The 19,737-nt window shown below is 61.4% G+C and carries 17 protein-coding genes and 2 tRNA genes; 18 read left to right on the top strand and 1 reads right to left on the bottom strand.

The window, feature by feature from the left end; all coding sequences use genetic code 11:
- Positions 1-87: 87 nt before the first annotated feature.
- From dnaJ to AC0ZJQ_RS15370, 7 genes are all read left to right on the top strand, one after another.
- The gene (gene dnaJ / locus AC0ZJQ_RS15400) at positions 88-1,215 is read left to right on the top strand and encodes a molecular chaperone DnaJ (protein ID WP_138300385.1); all 1,128 of its coding nucleotides are present in this window, start codon (positions 88-90) and stop codon (positions 1,213-1,215) included.
- Between the two features lie 70 nt (positions 1,216-1,285).
- The gene (gene dapB, locus AC0ZJQ_RS15395; RefSeq protein ID WP_008568960.1) at positions 1,286-2,092 is read left to right on the top strand and encodes a 4-hydroxy-tetrahydrodipicolinate reductase; all 807 of its coding nucleotides are present in this window, start codon (positions 1,286-1,288) and stop codon (positions 2,090-2,092) included.
- A 217-nt stretch (positions 2,093-2,309) separates the two neighbouring features.
- On the top strand, positions 2,310-3,458 hold the full coding sequence (gene carA / locus AC0ZJQ_RS15390; protein ID WP_476476877.1) for a glutamine-hydrolyzing carbamoyl-phosphate synthase small subunit: 1,149 nt from the start codon (positions 2,310-2,312) through the stop codon (positions 3,456-3,458).
- Between the two features lie 11 nt (positions 3,459-3,469).
- Positions 3,470-4,120, top strand: a complete 651-nt coding sequence (gene leuE / locus AC0ZJQ_RS15385; RefSeq protein ID WP_008568957.1) for a leucine efflux protein LeuE — start codon at positions 3,470-3,472, stop codon at positions 4,118-4,120.
- A 19-nt stretch (positions 4,121-4,139) separates the two neighbouring features.
- The gene (gene carB / locus AC0ZJQ_RS15380; protein ID WP_213661805.1) at positions 4,140-7,361 is read left to right on the top strand and encodes a carbamoyl-phosphate synthase large subunit; all 3,222 of its coding nucleotides are present in this window, start codon (positions 4,140-4,142) and stop codon (positions 7,359-7,361) included.
- Positions 7,358-7,834, top strand: coding sequence for a transcription elongation factor GreA (greA, locus tag AC0ZJQ_RS15375; protein WP_138300383.1), 477 nt, complete (start codon positions 7,358-7,360; stop codon positions 7,832-7,834). The genes carB and greA overlap by 4 nt, the downstream gene beginning before the upstream one ends.
- A gap of 10 nt (positions 7,835-7,844) precedes the next feature.
- Entirely contained in the window at positions 7,845-8,243 is a 399-nt protein-coding gene (locus AC0ZJQ_RS15370; RefSeq protein ID WP_178091778.1) for a DUF4149 domain-containing protein, read from the top strand.
- A 29-nt stretch (positions 8,244-8,272) separates the two neighbouring features.
- Here AC0ZJQ_RS15370 and yhbY read toward each other — a convergent pair whose 3' ends face one another.
- The gene (yhbY, locus tag AC0ZJQ_RS15365) at positions 8,273-8,584 is read right to left on the bottom strand and encodes a ribosome assembly RNA-binding protein YhbY (RefSeq protein ID WP_008568953.1); all 312 of its coding nucleotides are present in this window, start codon (positions 8,582-8,584) and stop codon (positions 8,273-8,275) included.
- Positions 8,585-8,667: 83 nt separating this feature from the next.
- On the opposite strand from yhbY, the gene rlmE reads away from it, so the two are divergent.
- The 11 genes from rlmE to infB all read left to right on the top strand — a co-directional run bounded on the left by rlmE (position 8,668) and on the right by infB (position 19,723).
- Entirely contained in the window at positions 8,668-9,300 is a 633-nt protein-coding gene (rlmE, locus tag AC0ZJQ_RS15360; protein ID WP_008568952.1) for a 23S rRNA (uridine(2552)-2'-O)-methyltransferase RlmE, read from the top strand.
- A gap of 189 nt (positions 9,301-9,489) precedes the next feature.
- On the top strand, positions 9,490-11,400 hold the full coding sequence (gene ftsH, locus AC0ZJQ_RS15355; protein ID WP_008568951.1) for an ATP-dependent zinc metalloprotease FtsH: 1,911 nt from the start codon (positions 9,490-9,492) through the stop codon (positions 11,398-11,400).
- Positions 11,401-11,416: 16 nt separating this feature from the next.
- Entirely contained in the window at positions 11,417-12,268 is an 852-nt protein-coding gene (gene folP, locus AC0ZJQ_RS15350) for a dihydropteroate synthase (RefSeq protein ID WP_237262484.1), read from the top strand.
- A gap of 13 nt (positions 12,269-12,281) precedes the next feature.
- Positions 12,282-13,619 carry a phosphoglucosamine mutase gene (glmM, locus tag AC0ZJQ_RS15345; protein WP_237262483.1) on the top strand — a complete coding sequence of 446 codons (1,338 nt, stop codon included), beginning with the start codon at positions 12,282-12,284 and terminating at the stop codon, positions 13,617-13,619.
- Between the two features lie 64 nt (positions 13,620-13,683).
- Positions 13,684-14,439, top strand: a complete 756-nt coding sequence (tpiA, locus tag AC0ZJQ_RS15340) for a triose-phosphate isomerase (protein ID WP_476476876.1) — start codon at positions 13,684-13,686, stop codon at positions 14,437-14,439.
- 4 nt (positions 14,440-14,443) lie between these two features.
- Positions 14,444-14,818 (top strand): preprotein translocase subunit SecG, encoded by a 375-nt coding sequence (gene secG, locus AC0ZJQ_RS15335; protein WP_237262481.1) that lies wholly within the window; start codon positions 14,444-14,446, stop codon positions 14,816-14,818.
- Positions 14,819-14,826: 8 nt separating this feature from the next.
- Positions 14,827-14,912 (top strand) — tRNA-Leu (locus tag AC0ZJQ_RS15330).
- 92 nt (positions 14,913-15,004) lie between these two features.
- Positions 15,005-15,081 (top strand) — tRNA-Met (locus AC0ZJQ_RS15325).
- Positions 15,082-15,208: 127 nt separating this feature from the next.
- The gene (gene rimP / locus AC0ZJQ_RS15320; protein WP_054095271.1) at positions 15,209-15,667 is read left to right on the top strand and encodes a ribosome maturation factor RimP; all 459 of its coding nucleotides are present in this window, start codon (positions 15,209-15,211) and stop codon (positions 15,665-15,667) included.
- A gap of 47 nt (positions 15,668-15,714) precedes the next feature.
- Complete coding sequence (gene nusA / locus AC0ZJQ_RS15315; protein ID WP_008568943.1) at positions 15,715-17,196, top strand: transcription termination factor NusA; 1,482 nt, start codon at positions 15,715-15,717, stop codon at positions 17,194-17,196.
- 28 nt (positions 17,197-17,224) lie between these two features.
- Positions 17,225-19,723 (top strand): translation initiation factor IF-2, encoded by a 2,499-nt coding sequence (gene infB, locus AC0ZJQ_RS15310; RefSeq protein ID WP_314017821.1) that lies wholly within the window; start codon positions 17,225-17,227, stop codon positions 19,721-19,723.
- The last annotated feature ends 14 nt before the right edge of the window (positions 19,724-19,737 follow it).

Below are 19,737 nucleotides of genomic sequence, written 5' to 3'. Positions count from 1 at the left end.
TCGGCCGGGCGGGCGTAACCGCTGCGCGGGGGCTTGCTCCCGCGTCGGCGTGTCTGGAGGGCACGAATTTGAGGGTTCAGGAAACATATGGCCAAACGTGATTTTTACGAGGTGCTGGGTGTCGAGCGTGGCGCCAGCGAGGCGGAGCTGAAGAAAGCTTACCGTCGCCTTGCGATGAAGCATCACCCCGACCGCAATCCGGGTGACAAGGCGGCCGAGGAGGCTTTCAAGGAAGCCAACGAAGCCTACGAAGTGCTCTCCGATGCGAGCAAGCGCGCGGCGTACGACCAGTACGGCCATGCCGGTGTCGATCCGCAGATGGGTGCCGGTGCAGGCGCTGGCTACGGTGGCGCCAATTTCTCCGACATCTTCGGCGATGTATTCAGCGACTTCTTCGGCGGCGCGCGCGGCGCATCGCGAGGCGGTGCTCAGCGTGGCAGCGACCTGCGCTACACCTTGGAGCTGGATCTGGAAGAGGCGGTGCGCGGCACCACGGTCACCATTCGCGTGCCGACGCTGGTCGAGTGCAAGACTTGCGATGGTTCCGGTGCGAAGAAGGGCACCAGTCCGGTGACCTGTACCACCTGCGGCGGTATCGGCCAGGTGCGCATGCAGCAGGGCTTCTTCTCGGTGCAGCAGACCTGCCCGCGCTGCCATGGCAGCGGCAAGATGATTTCCGATCCGTGCGGCAGTTGTCACGGTCAGGGGCGGGTGGAAGAGCAGAAGACGCTGTCGGTCAAGGTGCCGGCGGGCGTCGATACCGGCGACCGTATCCGTCTGACCGGCGAAGGCGAGGCCGGCACTCAGGGCGGGCCCGCGGGCGACCTGTATGTGGTGGTCAACGTGCGCGAGCACCAGATCTTCCAGCGCGACGGCAAGCATCTGTACTGTGAAGTGCCGATCAGCTTCGCCGATGCGGCGCTCGGCGGCGAGCTGGAAGTGCCGACACTTGATGGTCGGGTCAAGCTGAAGATTCCCGAAGGCACGCAGACCGGCAAGCAGTTCCGCCTGCGCGGCAAGGGCGTGGCACCGGTGCGTGGCGGCGGCGCCGGCGATCTGATGTGCCGGGTGGTGGTCGAGACGCCGGTCAATCTGAGCAAACGTCAGCGCGAGCTGCTCGAGGAGTTCCGCGGCACGCTGCAGGGCGATACATCCCACTCGCCGAAGGCCAGTGGCTGGTTCGAGGGCGTGAAGCGCTTTTTTGGTGATGTTTGATCGCTGCAGGCGGCAAGCGGCCTAGATGAGGTCGCCTGCCGCTTGGGGCTTGCAGCTTGGAGCTGATGCTATGCGACGTATTGCAGTGATGGGCGCCGCCGGGCGCATGGGCAAGACCCTGATCGAGGCGGTGCAGCAGACGGCGGGCGCCGCCGGACTGACGGCGGCGGTGGATCGGCCGGACAGCACCCTGGTCGGTGCCGACGCGGGAGAGCTGGCGGCGATCGGTCGTCTTGGTGTGCCGCTCAGCGGCGATCTGGCGCGGGCGGTGGACGAGTTCGACGTGGTGATCGACTTTACCCATCCATCGGTGACGCTGAAGAATCTGGAAGTCTGTCGGCGCGCCGGCAAGGCCATGGTGATCGGTACCACCGGCTTTTCGCCGGAGGAGAAAGAGCGTCTGGCTGCCGCGGCCAAGGAGATACCCATCGTCTTCGCCGCGAACTTCAGCGTTGGCGTAAACCTCTGCCTCAAGCTGCTGGATACCGCGGCGCGGGTGCTGGGCGACGAGGTCGACATCGAGATCATCGAGGCGCATCACCGGCACAAGGTGGACGCGCCGTCGGGCACCGCGCTGCGCATGGGTGAGGTGGTGGCTGAGGCGCTCGGCCGTGATCTGCAGAAGGTCGCCGTATACGGTCGAGAAGGCCAGACCGGTGCGCGTCAGCGCGAGACCATCGGCTTCGCCACGGTGCGCGCCGGTGACGTGGTGGGCGATCACACCGTGCTGTTCGCCGCCGACGGTGAGCGGGTGGAGATCACGCACAAGGCTTCCAGTCGCATGACCTTCGCCAAGGGCGCGGTACGCGCTGCGCTCTGGCTGGAGGGCCGGCCCGCAGGGCTCTACGATATGCAAGATGTGCTGGGTCTCAAGTGAGTTTCTGCGCTACGGAAAAATCGTCCCGTCTGTTCACGCTCGGCTTGCGGGCTATATTGGCTGGACCGGAAAGGGGATTTTCTGTAAGCTTCCCGCTTTAGTGTGTCCACTAAAAGTTGCGCAGAAATGAATCAAATAAAAAGCGGGATGACCTTCACACGTCATCCCGCTTTTTTACAATCTGCGTCTGCTCCAGCCTTGATCTACGGGAGGTCTCTTGACTAAGCCAGCCACTACGCCAGCCATTCTGGCCCTAGCCGATGGCAGCATCTTTCGCGGCGAATCCATCGGCGCCGATGGGCAAACCATTGGCGAGGTGGTCTTCAACACCGCCATGACCGGCTATCAGGAAATCCTCACCGATCCTTCCTACGCCAAGCAGATCGTCACGTTGACCTATCCGCATGTCGGCAACACCGGCACCACGCCGGAAGATGCCGAGGCCCGTCAGGTATGGGCGGCCGGCCTGGTCATTCGCGACCTGCCGCTGCTGGCCAGCAACTGGCGCAACAAGCAGTCGCTGGCCGACTATCTGAAGGCCAACGGCACTGTCGCCATCGCCGGCATCGATACCCGCCGGCTGACCCGCATCCTGCGCGAGAAAGGCGCCCAGGATGGCTGCATCCTGGCCGGCGCGGACGCCACCGAAGAGAAGGCGCTGGAACTGGCGCGCAGTTTCCCGGGCCTGAAGGGCATGGACCTGGCCAAGGTGGTCAGCACCACCGAGCGCTACGAGTGGCGTTCCAGCGTGTGGGAGCTGAAGACCGATAGCCACCCGGAGATTCCCGCCACAGAGCTGCCCTACCACGTGGTGGCGTATGACTATGGCGTCAAGTTGAACATCCTGCGCATGCTGGTTGCGCGCGGTTGCCGCGTCACCGTGCTGCCGGCGCAGACCCCGGCTAGCGAAGCGCTGGCGCTCAATCCGGACGGTATCTTCCTGGCCAACGGCCCGGGTGACCCCGAGCCGTGCGATTACGCGATCAAGGCGATTCAGGAAATCCTCGAGACCGATATTCCGGTGTTCGGCATCTGCCTGGGCCATCAGTTGCTGGCCCTGGCATCCGGCGCCCGGACGATGAAGATGCCGAACGGTCACCACGGTGCCAACCATCCGGTGCAGGATCTGGACAGTGGTGCGGTGATGATCACCAGTCAGAACCACGGTTTTGCGGTGGATGAGGCCAGTCTGCCGGCCAATCTGCGCGCCACCCACAAGTCGCTGTTCGATGGCACGCTGCAGGGCATCGAGCGCACCGACAAGGTTGCGTTCAGCTTCCAGGGTCACCCGGAAGCCAGCCCGGGCCCGCACGATGTGGCGCCGCTGTTCGACCGCTTCATCGCGGCAATGGCCGAGCGGCGCTGAGGAGAACAGGCATGCCGACGCTGGGGATAACCGATTTCTGGACCTACGTGCTAGGTGTGGTTTTCGTCGTCCTGTTGCCCGGACCGAACTCCTTGTTCGTCCTGGCGACATCGGCCCAGCGTGGCGTGGCGACCGGCTATCGTGCCGCCTGCGGCGTGTTCCTCGGGGATGCGCTGCTGATGTTGCTGTCGGCGCTCGGCGTGGCGTCGCTGCTGAAGGCTGAGCCGATGCTGTTCCTCGGCCTCAAGTACCTCGGCGCGGCGTACCTCTGCTACCTCGGTGTCGGCATGCTGCGCGGTGCCTGGCAGCGGTTGCGCCACCCCGAGGCGGCCGTGGAGCACGCCGAACGCGTGGACGTCTACCAGCCGTTTCGCAAGGCGCTGCTGCTGAGCCTGTCGAACCCGAAGGCGATCCTGTTCTTCATCTCCTTCTTCATCCAGTTCGTCGATCCCGCCTACGCCCATCCGGGACTATCGTTCCTGGTGCTGGGCGCGGTCCTCGAGCTGATCAGCGCGCTGTATCTGAGTTTCCTGATTTTTACCGGTGTGCGGCTGGCGGCCTGGTTCCGTCGGCGGCAACGGCTGGCCGCCGGCGCCACTTCGGGCGTCGGCGCCCTGTTCGTCGGCTTTGGTGTGAAGCTGGCCACCGCAACCCTGTCCTGATTATTGCAACGAGAGTCCCATGCCTAAGCGTACAGACATAAAGAGCATCCTGATCCTCGGTGCCGGCCCCATCGTCATCGGCCAGGCCTGTGAGTTCGACTATTCCGGCGCGCAGGCGTGCAAGGCGCTGAAGGAAGAAGGCTTCCGCGTCATCCTGGTGAACTCCAACCCCGCCACCATCATGACCGATCCGGCGATGGCGGACGCCACCTATATCGAGCCGATCAAGTGGGCCACGGTGGCCAAGATCATCGAGAAGGAACGCCCCGACGCGCTGCTGCCGACCATGGGCGGCCAGACTGCGCTGAACTGCGCGCTGGATCTGGAAAAGCACGGCGTGCTGGAGAAGTTCGGCGTCGAGATGATCGGTGCCAACGCCGACACCATCGACAAGGCCGAGGATCGCTCGCGCTTCGACAAGGCGATGAAGAACATCGGTCTGGCGTGCCCGGTTTCCGGCATCGCGCACAACATGGATGAAGCCTACGGCGTGCTCGACAAGGTCGGCTTCCCCTGCATCATCCGCCCGTCGTTCACCATGGGCGGCACCGGCGGCGGCATCGCCTACAACCGCGAGGAGTTCGAGGAAATCTGCGCGCGCGGTCTGGATCTGTCGCCGACCAGCGAGCTGCTGATCGACGAATCGCTGATCGGCTGGAAGGAATACGAGATGGAGGTGGTCCGCGACAAGAAGGACAACTGCATCATCGTCTGCTCCATCGAGAACTTCGATCCGATGGGCGTGCACACCGGCGACTCGATCACCGTGGCTCCGGCGCAGACGCTGACCGACAAGGAATACCAGATCATGCGCAACGCCTCGCTGGCGGTGCTGCGCGAGATCGGCGTGGAAACCGGCGGCTCCAACGTGCAGTTCGGTATCTGCCCGAACACCGGGCGCATGGTCGTCATCGAGATGAACCCGCGTGTATCGCGTTCCTCGGCACTGGCTTCCAAGGCCACCGGTTTCCCCATCGCCAAGATCGCCGCCAAGCTGGCCGTCGGCTATACCCTCGACGAGCTGCAGAACGACATCACTGGCGGCCGCACCCCGGCCTCCTTCGAGCCGGCCATCGATTACGTGGTGACCAAGGTCCCGCGTTTCGCCTTCGAGAAATTCCCCAAGGCGGATGCCCGTCTGACTACCCAGATGAAGTCGGTGGGTGAAGTCATGGCCATCGGCCGGACCTTCCAGGAATCCATGCAGAAAGCCCTGCGTGGTCTGGAAGTTGGCGCCACCGGCTTCGATCCGAAGCTGAACCTCGCCGATGTCGAGGCCGAGAGCACGCTCAAGCGTGAGCTGACCGTGCCGGGTGCCGAGCGCATCTGGTATGTCGCCGACGCTTTCCGCGCCGGCAAGAGCGTCGAGGATGTGTTTGCCCTGACCAAGATCGACCCTTGGTTCCTCGTGCAGATCGAGGATCTGGTCAAGGAAGAAGAGCAGGTCAAGACCCTGGGCCTGTCCAGCATCGATCGCGATCTGATGTACAAGCTCAAGCGCAAGGGCTTCTCCGACGCGCGCCTGGCCAAGCTGCTCGGTGTTACCGAGAAGAACCTGCGCAGCCACCGCCACAAGCTCAAGGTGCTGCCGGTCTACAAGCGCGTCGACACCTGCGCTGCCGAGTTCGCCACCGACACCGCCTACATGTACTCGACCTACGAGGAAGAGTGCGAGGCCAACCCGTCGAGTCGCGACAAGATCATGATCCTCGGTGGTGGTCCCAACCGCATCGGCCAGGGCATCGAGTTCGACTACTGCTGCGTGCACGCGGCGCTGGCGATGCGTGAGGACGGCTACGAGACCATCATGGTCAACTGCAATCCGGAAACCGTCTCCACCGACTACGACACCTCCGACCGGCTGTACTTCGAGCCGGTGACCCTGGAAGACGTGCTGGAGATCGTCCGTGTCGAGCAGCCCAAGGGTGTGATCGTGCAGTACGGCGGCCAGACGCCGCTCAAGATCTGCCGCGCCCTCGAAGAAGCAGGCGTACCGATCATCGGCACCAGCCCGGACGCCATCGACCGCGCCGAAGACCGCGAGCGCTTCCAGCAGATGGTGCAGCGCCTGAACCTGCGCCAGCCGCAGAACGCCACCGCACGCAGCGAGGAGGAAGCCATCACGGCATCCAAGGCCATCGGTTATCCGCTGGTGGTGCGCCCGTCCTACGTGCTCGGCGGCCGCGCGATGGAGATCGTCTACGAGGAAGAAGAGCTCAAGCGCTACATGCGCGAAGCTGTGCAGGTGTCCAACGACAGCCCGGTGCTGCTCGATCACTTCCTCAACTGCGCCATCGAGGTGGACGTGGATGCGGTGTGCGATGGCGAGCAGGTGGTGATCGGCGCGATCATGCAGCACATCGAACAGGCCGGCGTGCACTCCGGTGACTCGGCGTGCTCGCTGCCGGCCTATTCGCTGCCGCAGCACATTCAGGACGAGATCCGTGAGCAGGTGCGCAAGATGGCCCTGGAACTCGACGTGGTTGGTCTGATGAACGTGCAGATGGCAGTGCAAGGCGAAGACATCTACGTGCTGGAAGTGAACCCGCGTGCTTCGCGCACCGTGCCGTTCGTTTCCAAGTGCATTGGCGAGTCGCTGGCCAAGGTCGCCGCGCGCGTCATGGCTGGCAAGACGCTGGCCGAGATCGGCTTCACCAAGGAAATCATTCCGCCGTTCTTCAGCGTCAAGGAAGCGGTATTCCCCTTCGCCAAGTTCCCCGGCGTGGATACCATCCTCGGCCCGGAAATGAAGTCCACCGGCGAAGTGATGGGAGTCGGCGACAGCTTCGCCGAGGCCTTCGCCAAGGCCCAGCTGGGTGCCAGCGAAATCCTGCCGACTTCCGGTTGCGCGTTCATCAGCGTGCGTGAAGACGACAAACCCTACGTCGAGCAGGTCGCCCGCGATCTGATCGGGCTGGGCTTCGAAGTGGTCGCCACCGCCGGCACGGCGCGCATCATCGAGGCCGCCGGCTTGCCGGTGCGCCGCGTGAACAAGGTGACCGAAGGCCGGCCGCACGTGGTTGACATGATCAAGAATGACGAGGTCACGCTGATCATCAACACCACCGAAGGCCGGCAGTCGATCGCCGATTCGTATTCCATTCGTCGCAATGCCCTGCAGCACAAGATATGCATCACCACCACCATCGCTGGTGGTCAGGCGATCTGTGAGGCGCTCAAGTTCGGTCCCGAGAAGACCGTGCGCCGCTTGCAGGATCTCCATGCAGGAATCCACGCATGACCAAGTTCCCCATGACCGTCCAGGGCGCCCGCGCCCTGGAAGAAGAACTCAAACACCTGAAAACCGTACTGCGCCCGCAGATCACCCAGGCCATCGCCGAAGCGCGCGAACTGGGTGATCTCAAGGAAAACGCTGAATACCACGCCGCGCGCGAGCAGCAGGGCATGGTCGAGGCGCGGATTCGCGATATCGAAGGTCGGCTGCAGAATGCGCAGGTCATCGATATTGCCAATATCACGCCGACCGGCAAGGTGATCTTCGGGACTACCGTGGATATCGCCAATGTCGAAACCGACGAGCAAGTGACCTACCAGATCGTCGGTGACGATGAGGCGGATATCAAACAGGGCAAACTGTCGGTGAGTTCACCGATCGCCCGTGCGTTGGTCGGCAAGGAAGAAGGCGATGTGGTCGCGGTGAAGACGCCTAGCGGACTGATCGAATACGAGATCGTCGAGGTTCGTCATATCTGAGCTTCGTCCCGTGCGCGGCGGCACCATAACCTGGCAGCTGGCCCAGACGTTCTGGGTCGGCGGCCTGTGGTTGCTGCATTTCGTCGTGTTGCCCGCGTTGGCCAAGGTCGGGTTGGCGCCGCTGTTGGTCGACGAGCTGGCGGCGGCGCTGCGGCCGTTGCTGGTAGGGTTCGCCGGGTTCTGCGTAGTGTTGCAGGCGGTGGTGTTGCTACCACTCACGGGGCTCGCGCGGTTCGCGGCCGAGTTGCGCGGCCAGTTGCTGCTGGCAACATTGCTACTGGCGATCAGCTTCTTCATCGAGCGCAGCGGTGTTTTCGCATCGAATTACTGGTCGCTGTTCAGCTATCTGGCGATGGCGTTTTGCGGACTGTTGCTGGTGCTGCAACCCCCACCGGGGCGTGAGGGCTGAGTATTCGCGAAGGCTAGGCCCTGTGAGAGTTAGGCCTGGAAGCGGTGAATGTTGGAGAGCTGCTTGTTGGCCTTGGGATTCTTGCGATAGACCAGGGCCATCTTGCCGATGTTCTGGACTAGTTCGCAGCGGGCGGCCTTGCAGAGTTCTTCCATCAGCGCGTGACGATCCTCGCGCTCGGCGATGCGGAACTGCACCTTGATCAGTTCGTGATCGTTCAGTGCGCGCTCCAGTTCGGCCAGCACGCCTTCACTGAGGCCGTTTTCGGCTACGATCAGAACCGGTTTCAGATGGTGGCCGATGGACTTGTAGTGTTTCTTCTGCTCGTTGGTGAGCGGCATATTTCGACCCTTGCGTCAGAACCCTTGAAAAACGGCGGCTAGTGTAACCGACAGGTTCCGGGCCGCACAGATGAGGTATCAGCTTGGCACGTTCCAAGACCAGCCCGCGTTGGCTGAAAGAACATTTCGACGATCCCTACGTGAAGATGGCGCAAAGGGACGGCTACCGCTCCCGCGCCAGCTACAAGCTGCTGGAAATCCAGGAGAAGGATCGCATCCTGCGCCCCGGCATGACCGTGGTCGATCTTGGCGCGGCGCCCGGCGGTTGGTCGCAGGTCACCAGCCGGGTTATCGGCGACAAGGGGCGGCTGATCGCCTCCGATATCCTGCCGATGGACAGTATTGCCGATGTGACCTTCATTCAGGGCGATTTCACCGAAGACGAGGTGTTCGCGCAGATTCTCGAGGCCATCGGCGAGCATCCGGTGGACCTTGTTATCTCCGATATGGCCCCCAACATGAGTGGAGTAAGGGCGTCCGATCAGCCGCGCGCGATGTTTCTCTGCGAGCTCGCACTGGATCTCGCCACGCGGGTACTGCGCCCCGGTGGTGATTTTCTGATCAAGATATTCCAAGGCGAAGGCTTCGATGCCTATCTGAAGGATGTGCGGCAGAACTTCGACAAGGTGCAGATGCGTAAGCCGCTGTCTTCCCGCGACCGCTCGCGTGAACAGTATTTGCTGGCGCGAGGTTTCAAGGGGCCGCAGGGCGAATAAGGCCGATTGAGAAAAGCCGACCGAGCGATAGTCAGTGTCTGTTTTGCCGGTCTGGCCGTTTCATATAGGGTTACAGACAAGCTGTCAGCTCGTGCGCGTTGTGTAGTAAGTTAGGCTGAGCAAGCATCCGGCCGTCATGCAGATCCCCGTCTGACGGGCCTGCTCCAGAGGGTAGTGAATTTGAACGACATGGCTAAGAACCTCATCCTGTGGCTGATCATCGCCGCTGTTCTGGTGACGGTGATGAACAATTTTTCCAGCCCGAACGAGCCGCAGACGCTCAACTATTCCGACTTCATCGAGCAGGTCAAGGATGGGCGTGTCGAGCGTGTGACCGTCGATGGCTTCGTGATCATCGGCAAACGCAGCGACGGCGAAACCTTCAAGACTGTTCGCCCGGCGATCCAGGACAACGGCCTGATCGGCGACCTGATCAACAACAACGTGATCATCGAAGGCAAGCAGCCGGAGCAGCAGAGCATCTGGACCCAGCTGTTGGTGGCGAGCTTCCCGATTCTGGTGATCATCGCGGTGTTCATGTTCTTCATGCGCCAGATGCAGGGCGGCGCGGGTGGCAAGGGCGGCCCGATGAGCTTCGGCAAGAGCAAGGCGCGCCTGCTGTCTGAGGACCAAGTCAAGACCACCTTTGCTGACGTTGCCGGTTGCGACGAGGCCAAGGAGGAAGTGCATGAGCTGGTAGAGTTTTTGCGAGATCCTGGCAAGTTCCAGCGACTCGGTGGCCGCATCCCGCGCGGCGTGCTGATGGTCGGTCCTCCCGGTACTGGTAAGACGCTGCTGGCCAAAGCCATTGCTGGCGAAGCGAAAGTACCGTTCTTCACCATTTCCGGTTCGGACTTCGTCGAGATGTTCGTTGGTGTCGGCGCCAGCCGTGTGCGCGACATGTTCGAGCAGGCCAAGAAACATGCGCCGTGCATCATCTTCATCGACGAGATCGACGCGGTGGGTCGCCACCGTGGTGCCGGCCTCGGCGGTGGTCATGACGAGCGTGAGCAGACTCTCAACCAGTTGCTGGTGGAGATGGATGGTTTCGAGATGAATGACGGCATCATCGTCATCGCCGCCACCAACCGTCCGGACGTGCTCGATCCGGCCCTGCTGCGTCCCGGCCGCTTCGACCGCCAGGTAGTGGTGGGGCTGCCGGATATCCGTGGTCGCGAGCAGATTCTGAAAGTGCACATGCGCAAGGTTCCAGTGGGCGACAACGTCGAACCAGCGGTGATTGCCCGTGGCACTCCAGGCTTCTCCGGCGCCGATCTGGCCAACCTGGTCAACGAGGCCTCGCTGTTCGCCGCGCGAGCCAACAAGCGCATCGTTGAAATGAAGGAATTCGAGCTGGCCAAGGACAAGATCATGATGGGCGCCGAGCGCAAATCGATGGTCATGTCTGAGAAGGAGAAGCTCAACACCGCGTACCACGAGGCAGGACACGCAATCGTCGGTCGTGTGGTGCCCGAGCATGATCCGGTCTACAAGGTGTCGATCATCCCGCGCGGTCGTGCGCTCGGCGTGACGATGTTTCTTCCGGAAGAGGATCGCTACAGCCTGTCCAAGCGAGCGCTGATCAGCCAGATCTGCTCGCTGTTCGGTGGGCGCATCGCCGAGGAAATGACGCTCGGCTTCGAGGGCGTGACCACTGGCGCATCCAACGACATCATGCGGGCTACGCAACTCGCGCGGAACATGGTCACCAAGTGGGGGCTTTCTGAAAAGCTCGGGCCGCTGATGTATGCCGAAGAAGAGGGCGAGGTGTTCCTCGGTCGCAGTGCCGGAAGCCAGCACACTAACGTCTCGGGCGAGACGGCCAAACTGATCGATCAGGAGGTGCGCAGCATCATCGATCACTGCTATGGCACCGCCAAGCAGATCCTGGCGGATAATCGCGATCGGCTGGACATGATGGCCGAGGCGCTGATGAAATACGAAACCATCGATGCTGAGCAAATCGACGACATCATGGCCGGGCGGCCACCGCGCGAACCACGTGATTGGCAGGGTGGTTCGGGGGCGTCGGGCAAATCGACCCAGCCCGAAAGCGGGCGGCCAGAAACGCCGATCGGAGGTCCGGCCGGCGAACACTAAGCCTCAAGGCGTTCAAATGAGCGAAACGTTGTCTGCAGCCCGGCTATCCTGTGGTAGCCGGGTTCTTGATTTAGCCCGTCCGCAAGTGATGGGTATCCTGAATGTCACCCCTGATTCTTTTTCCGACGGCGGGCGCTACGCGCTGAAAGATGCGGCGCTGAAACATGCCGACTCGATGGTGCGTGCCGGCGCAACGCTGCTAGATGTCGGTGGTGAGTCGACGCGCCCCGGGGCGCGTGCGGTTTCGCCGACAGAAGAGCTCGAGCGCGTGGCACCGGTGGTGGAAGCCATTGCGCGCGAGCTGGACGTGGTGATTTCTGTCGACACTTCGACTCCGGCGGTGATCCGAGAGGTTGCGCGGCTGGGTGCGGGTCTGATCAATGACGTGCGCTCGCTGCGTCGCGACGGCGCTTTGGATGCGGCGCTCGATAGCGGCTTGCCAGTTTGTCTGATGCACATGCGCGGCGAGCCTGGCGATATGCAGGACGACCCGCAGTACACTGACGTAACCACCGAGGTGTGTGATTTCCTCGCGCAGCGCATGGCCGAGTGCGTGGCTGCCGGCATCAAAGCTGAGCGTATCGTGCTGGATCCAGGATTCGGCTTTGCCAAGACGCTCGAACACAATCTCAGTCTGTTCAGACACCTTGAGCGGCTGCATGCGCTTGGGCGGCCGCTGCTGGTCGGTGTGTCGCGCAAAACCATGATTGGCAAGGTTCTCGGGCGTGAGGTGAATGAACGGCTCTATGGCAGTCTCGCGCTGGCAGCGCTAGCAGTGGCCAAGGGTGCGCAGATTATTCGCGTGCACGACGTGGCCGAGACGGTTGATGTGGTTCGAATGATAGCTGCAGTTCAGTCTGCAGAATAAAGGGACGGTTTTCATGGGTAGAAAGTACTTCGGCACGGACGGGATTCGCGGGCACGTCGGGCAGTTTCCGATCACGCCGGATTTCATGCTCAAGCTGGGTTGGGCGGCGGGCATGGCTTTTCGCAAGCAGGGCAAGTGCCGCATCCTGATCGGCAAGGACACCCGCATTTCCGGTTATATGTTCGAGTCTGCACTGCAGGCCGGGCTGTCTGCGGCGGGTGCCGATGTGTTGTTGCTGGGACCGATGCCAACGCCGGCAGTGGCTTATCTGACGCGTACCTTCCACGCCGAGGCTGGCATTGTCATAAGTGCCTCGCACAATCCGCATCACGACAATGGCATCAAGTTCTTCTCTGGTCGCGGCACCAAGCTGCCGGACGAGGTCGAGCTGATGATCGAGGAGTTGCTGGATGCGCCGATGACCGTGGTCGAATCGGCTCAGCTGGGCAAGGCGTCGCGGATTAACGATGCGGCCGGGCGCTACATTGAGTTCTGCAAGAGCAGCGTGCCGACCAGTACCGATTTCAGTGGTCTCAAGTTGGTTATCGATTGTGCGCATGGCGCCACCTATAAGGTGGCGCCGAGCGTATTCCGCGAACTCGGTGCTCAGGTGGTGGTGATCGGCGCGCAGCCTGATGGGCTGAATATCAACGCGGATGTCGGTTCGACCCATGTAGGCCAGTTGCAGAAGGCGGTGGTCGAGAACGGTGCCGATATGGGTATCGCCTTCGACGGCGACGGCGATCGCGTGATGATGGTCGATCACACCGGGGCAGTCGTGGATGGCGATGAGCTTCTATACATCATTGCTACCGATCTGCAGGAGCGCGAGCGCCTGAACGGTGGCGTGGTGGGTACCCTGATGAGCAATCTCGGTCTGGAGTTGGCGTTGAAGGCGCGCGAGATTCCATTCGTGCGTGCCAAGGTCGGCGACCGCTATGTAATCGCCGAGATGCTGGAGCGCAGTTGGCCGCTAGGGGGAGAGAATTCAGGGCATATCGTTTGCGCTCAGCATACGACCACCGGGGACGCCATCATCGCGGCATTGCAAGTCGTGCTGGCTCTGCGCCGTCGAGGTCAATCCCTCGCGCAGGAGCGCCTCGCCTGGCATAAATGTCCGCAAGTGCTGATAAACGTGCGCTACGCGGGCGGAACCGATCCGCTTTCGCATCCTGATGTGCAGGCAGCCTGCGATGATGTTACCGAGCGCATGGCTGGGCGCGGGCGAGTATTGCTGCGCAAGTCCGGTACAGAACCATTGATGCGGGTCATGGTGGAGGGTGATGATGAGCAGCAGGTGCGCGCGCATGCCGAGGAGTTGGCAAAAGTAGTAGCAAAAGTTTGTGCGTGATCTGCTTGCCAGGGTGGGGGCGGTTGAGTAACATCTGCGCCCACTTTGACCGACGAGGTAAAGCATGCGCCGCAAGATGGTAGCTGGTAACTGGAAAATGAACGGTACCCGCACTAGCGTCGCAGAGCTGATTTGCTCCCTCCGGGTTGAAGAGCTTCCGGCTGATGTGGATGTCGTGGTTTTGCCTTCATCCATTCATCTTGCGCAGGTCTTGAGCGATCTCCAAGGTGAGGAAATCGCTGTGGGGGCGCAGGATTGTTCGACGGAGCCTGGCTTTGGAGCCTTTACAGGCGAAGAGTCAGCCACCCAGTTGCGTGATTTGGGGTGTGCGTGGGTTCTGGTTGGCCATTCTGAGCGGCGATCGCTGTTTGCCGAAAGTGATCAGGTTGTATGTCGAAAGTTTTCTTCGGCGCAGGCGAGTGGACTGAAGCCCATCCTCTGCGTTGGTGAGACGCTAGAAGAGCGTCAGCTGGGAAAGACACTTGATGTGGTGTCGCAGCAGTTAAATAGTGTGCTCGACGTGGTTGGTGTGGATGCGTTTGAGTCGGCTGTGGTTGCGTATGAGCCGGTCTGGGCGATAGGTTCCGGGCTGACTGCGACGCCGGTGCAGGCGCAAGAGGTTCATGCGGTCATTCGAGCTGTGGTGGCGCAGCGGAATTCGCGCATTGCTGGCGGTTTGCGGATTCTTTATGGTGGAAGCGTCAAATCGGAAAATGCCGTTGAGTTGTTTGCTCAGGCTGATGTAGATGGCGGACTAATCGGCGGAGCCTCTTTGAAAGCGAACGAATTTGGCGCGATCTGTCGTGCTGCGGGGAAGTGATCAGATGTTGCAGACTGTTGTGATCGTGGTGCATCTGCTGGTCGCCCTGGGTGTGGTTGTGTTGGTATTACTGCAGCAGGGCAAGGGTGCGGATGCAGGGGCTTCATTCGGTTCGGGTGCTTCGGCTACCGTATTCGGAAGTCAAGGTAGTACTACCTTTCTGAGTCGGTTTACTGCTATACTCGCCGGCGTTTTTTTTGTGACAAGTCTGGGCTTGGCCTTTTTCGCCAAGGAGCAGGCTGATAGTATCTCGCAGGCGGGCCTGCCCGATCCGGCGGTGCTTGAGGTTCCGGCAAGCAAGCCTGCAGTGAATGATGTTCCGGTTCTGGAAGAGCGTAACCCTACGGGTGATGTTCCTTCGGTGCAGGAGAAGCAGTAAAGGTTTTTGCCGAGGTGGTGGAATTGGTAGACACGCTACCTTGAGGTGGTAGTGGCCATAGGCTGTAGGGGTTCGAGTCCCCTCCTCGGTACCAAACAAGCAGGCCCGCCTAGTGCGGGCCTTCTTGTTATCAGGGTTTCGGTTGACCGATTGTCAAGATGATCGTACAATTCGTGCCCAGTTTGTCGCGGGGTGGAGCAGTCTGGTAGCTCGTCGGGCTCATAACCCGAAGGTCGTTGGTTCAAATCCAGCCCCCGCAACCAGTGAAGTGAAGAGCCCCTGTATAGGGGCTTTTTATTGGCTTCAGGCCAGGTCGCCGGCACTTCAGGCGATCACAGGGATGGGCGTTTCGCCCATTTTTCGTTTGTACAGCATGCGCGAGGGACTTCGATGTCGAGCAAGCTAGAACAGTTGCAGGCCTTGTTGGCCCCGGTGGTAGAGGCGCTCGGGTATCAATGTTGGGGTATCGAGTTCCTCTCTCAGGGAAGGCATTCGCTGCTTCGAGTCTATATCGATCACGCCAACGGTATTCTGATCGACGATTGTGAGAAGGTCAGCCGTCAGCTCAGTGGCGTGCTTGATGTCGAAGACCCCATCAGTGTCGATTACACCCTTGAGGTGTCCTCTCCCGGTATGGATCGGCCATTGTTCAAGTTGGAGCAATACGCCGCCCATGTGGGCGAGCAGGTAAAAATCAAACTGCGTTCCCCCTTCGAGGGGCGGCGCAATTTCCAAGGGCTTCTCCGCGGGGTGGAGGAGCAGGATGTGGTGATACTCGTTGATGATCATGAGTATCTATTGCCCGTCGATCTGATCGACAAGGCCAACATAGTCCCCCGTTTTGACTGAATGCGGATCCCGCGGACCCCAATGGATTGCGAAAGGCGAGGCGTACGATGAGCAAAGAAGTACTGCTGGTTGTGGAGTCGGTGTCCAACGAAAAGGGCGTACCGGCTGGTGTTATTTTTGAAGCGTTGGAGCTGGCTCTGGCCACTGCAACCAAAAAGCGTTACGAAGACGAAGTCGACCTGCGTGTGGAGATCAACCGCCAAAACGGCAGCTATGAAACCTTCCGCCGTTGGACGGTGGTCGATGACGAGCATTTTGAGGATCCGGCTTACCAACTGGCGCTCGATCAGGCGCAAGAGCGCAAGGCGGATGCAAAACTTGGCGATGTCTTCGAGGAAAAGATCGAATCCATCGAGTTTGGCCGTATCGCTGCGCAGACCGCCAAGCAGGTCATCGTGCAGAAGGTGCGTGAAGCCGAGCGTGCTCAGGTGGTCGAGGCCTACCGTGACCGCCTCGGCGAGATCATTTCCGGAACGGTAAAAAAGGTTACCCGCGACAGCGTGATCGTCGATCTGGGCAACAACGCCGAGGCTCTACTGGCGCGCGAGGATATTATTGCCCGTGAGACCTTCCGCGTTGGTGCCCGCGTGCGTGCGCTGCTGAAGGAGATCCGCACGGAGAACCGCGGTCCGCAGCTGATCCTGTCGCGCACTGCGCCGCAGATGCTGATCGAACTGTTCCGCATCGAAGTGCCGGAAATTGCCGAGGGGCTGATCGAGGTGATGGGCGCGTCGCGTGATCCGGGATCGCGCGCCAAGATTGCGGTCCGTTCCAAGGACAAACGCATTGATCCCCAAGGCGCCTGCATCGGCATGCGCGGCTCGCGCGTGCAAGCAGTTTCCGGCGAGATTGGCGGCGAGCGCGTGGATATCGTCCTGTGGGACGACAACCCGGCTCAGTTCGTGATCAACGCGATGGCACCGGCGGAAGTCGCGGCGATCATCGTCGATGAGGATGCGCACGCGATGGATATCGCTGTCGCCGAGGACAACCTGGCGCAGGCAATCGGTCGCGGTGGGCAAAACGTCCGTCTGGCCAGCCAGCTGACTGGCTGGACGCTGAATGTGATGACCGAGGCCGATATCCAGGCCAAGCAACAGGAAGAGACCGGCGACATCCTGCGCAGCTTTATCGAAGAGCTAGACGTCGACGAGGAGCTGGCCCAGGTGCTGGTCGAAGAAGGCTTCACCTCCCTGGAGGAAGTCGCCTACGTCCCGATGGAGGAGATGCTCGGCATCGAAGGGTTTGATGAGGACATCGTCAACGAACTGCGTACACGTGCCAAGGATCGCCTGCTGACCAAGGCGATCGCTACCGAAGAGAAACTGGCGGACGCGCAACCGGCCGAGGATCTCCTCGCGCTGGATGGCATGGACAAAGAACTGGCGGTCGAGTTGGCTGTGCGGGGTGTGATTACCCGCGAAGACCTGGCCGAGCAGTCGATCGACGACTTGCTCGACATAGACGGCATCGATGAAGAGCGTGCCGGCAAGCTGATCATGGCCGCCCGAGCCCATTGGTTCGAGTAAGTAATTAGCGGCCTGAGGAGAGAGATGCATGACGCAAGTCACGGTGAAAGAACTGGCCCAAGTGGTCGACACACCGGTCGAGCGACTGCTGCAGCAGATGCGTGAGGCAGGACTGCCGCACACCAGCGCCGAGCAAGTGGTGACCGATAACGAAAAGCAGGCCCTGCTGGCTCATTTGAAAAGCAGTCACGGCGCCAAGATGGACGAGCCGCGCAAGATCACCTTGCAGCGCAAGACCACCACCAAGCTGAAGGTCGGCGGCAGCAAGACCATCAGCGTCGAGGTGCGCAAGAAGAAAACCTTCGTCAAGCGCAGCCCGGATGAGATCGAGGCCGAGAAGCAGCGCGAACTGGAAGAACAGCGCGCGGCCGAAGAAGCGGCTCGCTTGAAGGTAGAAGAAGAGGCGCGCGCGCGCGCCGAGGAAGAAGCCCGTCGCCAGGCGCAGCAAGAGCAGACCTTGGTGGCTGCAGCTCAGCCCAGTGCCGCTGAAGTTGTCGTCGAACCGGCAGCTGTCGAAGCTGCTGTCGCCGCCGCCCCGAGCGATGAGCGCAAGAAAGAAGAAACTCGCCGTGCCGAGAAGCCGCGCAGCGACGACGACGATCGTCGCGATCGCAAGCATGCGCAACATCGCCCGTCGCTCAAGGCCAAGGCGCCGCTGACACGTACCGTGCGCAGTGGCGAGGACGACGCCGACGGCTTCCGTCGTGGCGGTCGCGGCAAGTCCAAGCTCAAGAAGCGCAATGCGCATGGCTTCCAAAGCCCGACCGGACCGGTCGTGCGCGAAGTTTCGATCGGCGAAACCATCACCGTGGCCGAGCTGGCCCAGCAGATGTCGGTCAAGGCTGCCGAAGTCATCAAGTTCATGTTCAAGATGGGCTCGCCGGTCACCATCAATCAGGTGCTCGACCGGGAAACCGCGCAGCTTGTGGCCGAGGAGCTCGGCCACAAGGTCAAGCTGGTCAGCGACAACGCGCTGGAAGAACAGCTGGCCGAACTGCTGAAGTTCGAAGGCGAGGAGATGACCCGCGCGCCAGTGGTAACCGTGATGGGCCACGTCGACCACGGCAAGACCTCCCTGCTCGATTACATCCGTCGTGCCAAGGTTGCCGTTGGCGAAGCGGGCGGCATTACTCAGCACATCGGCGCCTACCACGTCGAAACCGACCGTGGCATGGTCACGTTCCTCGATACCCCCGGTCACGCGGCGTTCACCGCCATGCGTGCCCGCGGTGCGAAAGCGACCGACATCGTCATCCTGGTGGTTGCGGCGGACGACGGCGTCATGCCGCAAACCCAGGAAGCCGTGCAGCACGCGAAGGCGGCAGGTGTGCCGATCGTGGTCGCGGTGAACAAGATCGACAAGCCGGAAGCCAATCCGGACAACATCAAGAACGGCCTGGCTGCGCTCGATGTGATCCCCGAGGAGTGGGGTGGCGACACGCCGTTCATTCCGGTTTCCGCGAAGATGGGTACCGGCGTCGACGAGCTGTTGGAAGCCGTTCTGCTGCAGGCCGAGATCCTCGAACTCAAGGCCACGCCTTCGGCGCCTGGTCGCGGTGTTGTGGTCGAGTCGCGCCTGGACAAGGGCCGCGGTCCGGTGGCTACCGTACTGGTTCAGGACGGCACGCTGCGCCAAGGCGACATGGTCCTGTGCGGTGTGAACTTCGGTCGCGTGCGCGCCATGCTCGACGAGAATGGCAAGCTGGTGAAGGAAGCTGGTCCGTCCATTCCGGTGGAAATCCTCGGCCTGGATGGTACGCCCGAAGCCGGTGATGACCTTACCGTGGTCGCCGACGAGAAGAAGGCACGCGAAGTCGCCTTGTTCCGTCAGGGCAAGTTCCGCGAAGTGAAACTGGCGCGTGCCCACGCCGGCAAGCTGGAGAACATATTCGAGACGATGGGGCAGGACGAGAAGAAGACGCTCAACATCGTGCTCAAGGCCGACGTACGCGGCTCGCTCGAAGCGCTGCAGGGTTCGCTCAACGGTCTGGGCAACGACGAGGTGCAGGTGCGCGTGGTCGGTGGCGGTGTCGGTGGTATCACCGAATCCGATGCCAACCTGGCGCTGGCATCCAGTGCGGTGATCTTCGGCTTCAACGTGCGTGCCGACGCTGGCGCGCGCAAGATCGTCGAGGCCGAAGGCCTGGATATGCGCTACTACAACGTCATCTACGACATCATCGAGGACGTCAAGAAGGCGCTCACCGGTATGCTCGGCAGCGATGTGCGCGAGAATATCCTGGGTATCGCCGAGGTGCGCGACGTGTTCCGTTCGCCGAAGTTCGGCGCGGTTGCCGGCTGCATGGTTACCGAGGGTATGGTGCACCGCAACCGTCCGATCCGCGTTCTGCGCGACGACGTAGTGATCTTCGAAGGCGAGTTGGAGTCCTTGCGCCGCTTCAAGGATGACGTCTCGGAAGTCCGTGCTGGCATGGAATGCGGTATCGGCGTGAAGAGCTATAACGACGTCAAGGTCGGCGACAAGATCGAAGTGTTCGAGAAGGTCCAAGTGGCCCGTTCGCTGTAATCCGAGTTGCAAAC

The sequence above is a fragment of the Stutzerimonas sp. 21-1 genome, from assembly GCF_056336065.1.
Note: the sequence above shows the minus strand (reverse complement) of the source record. Positions and strands in the feature narration are given on the sequence as shown.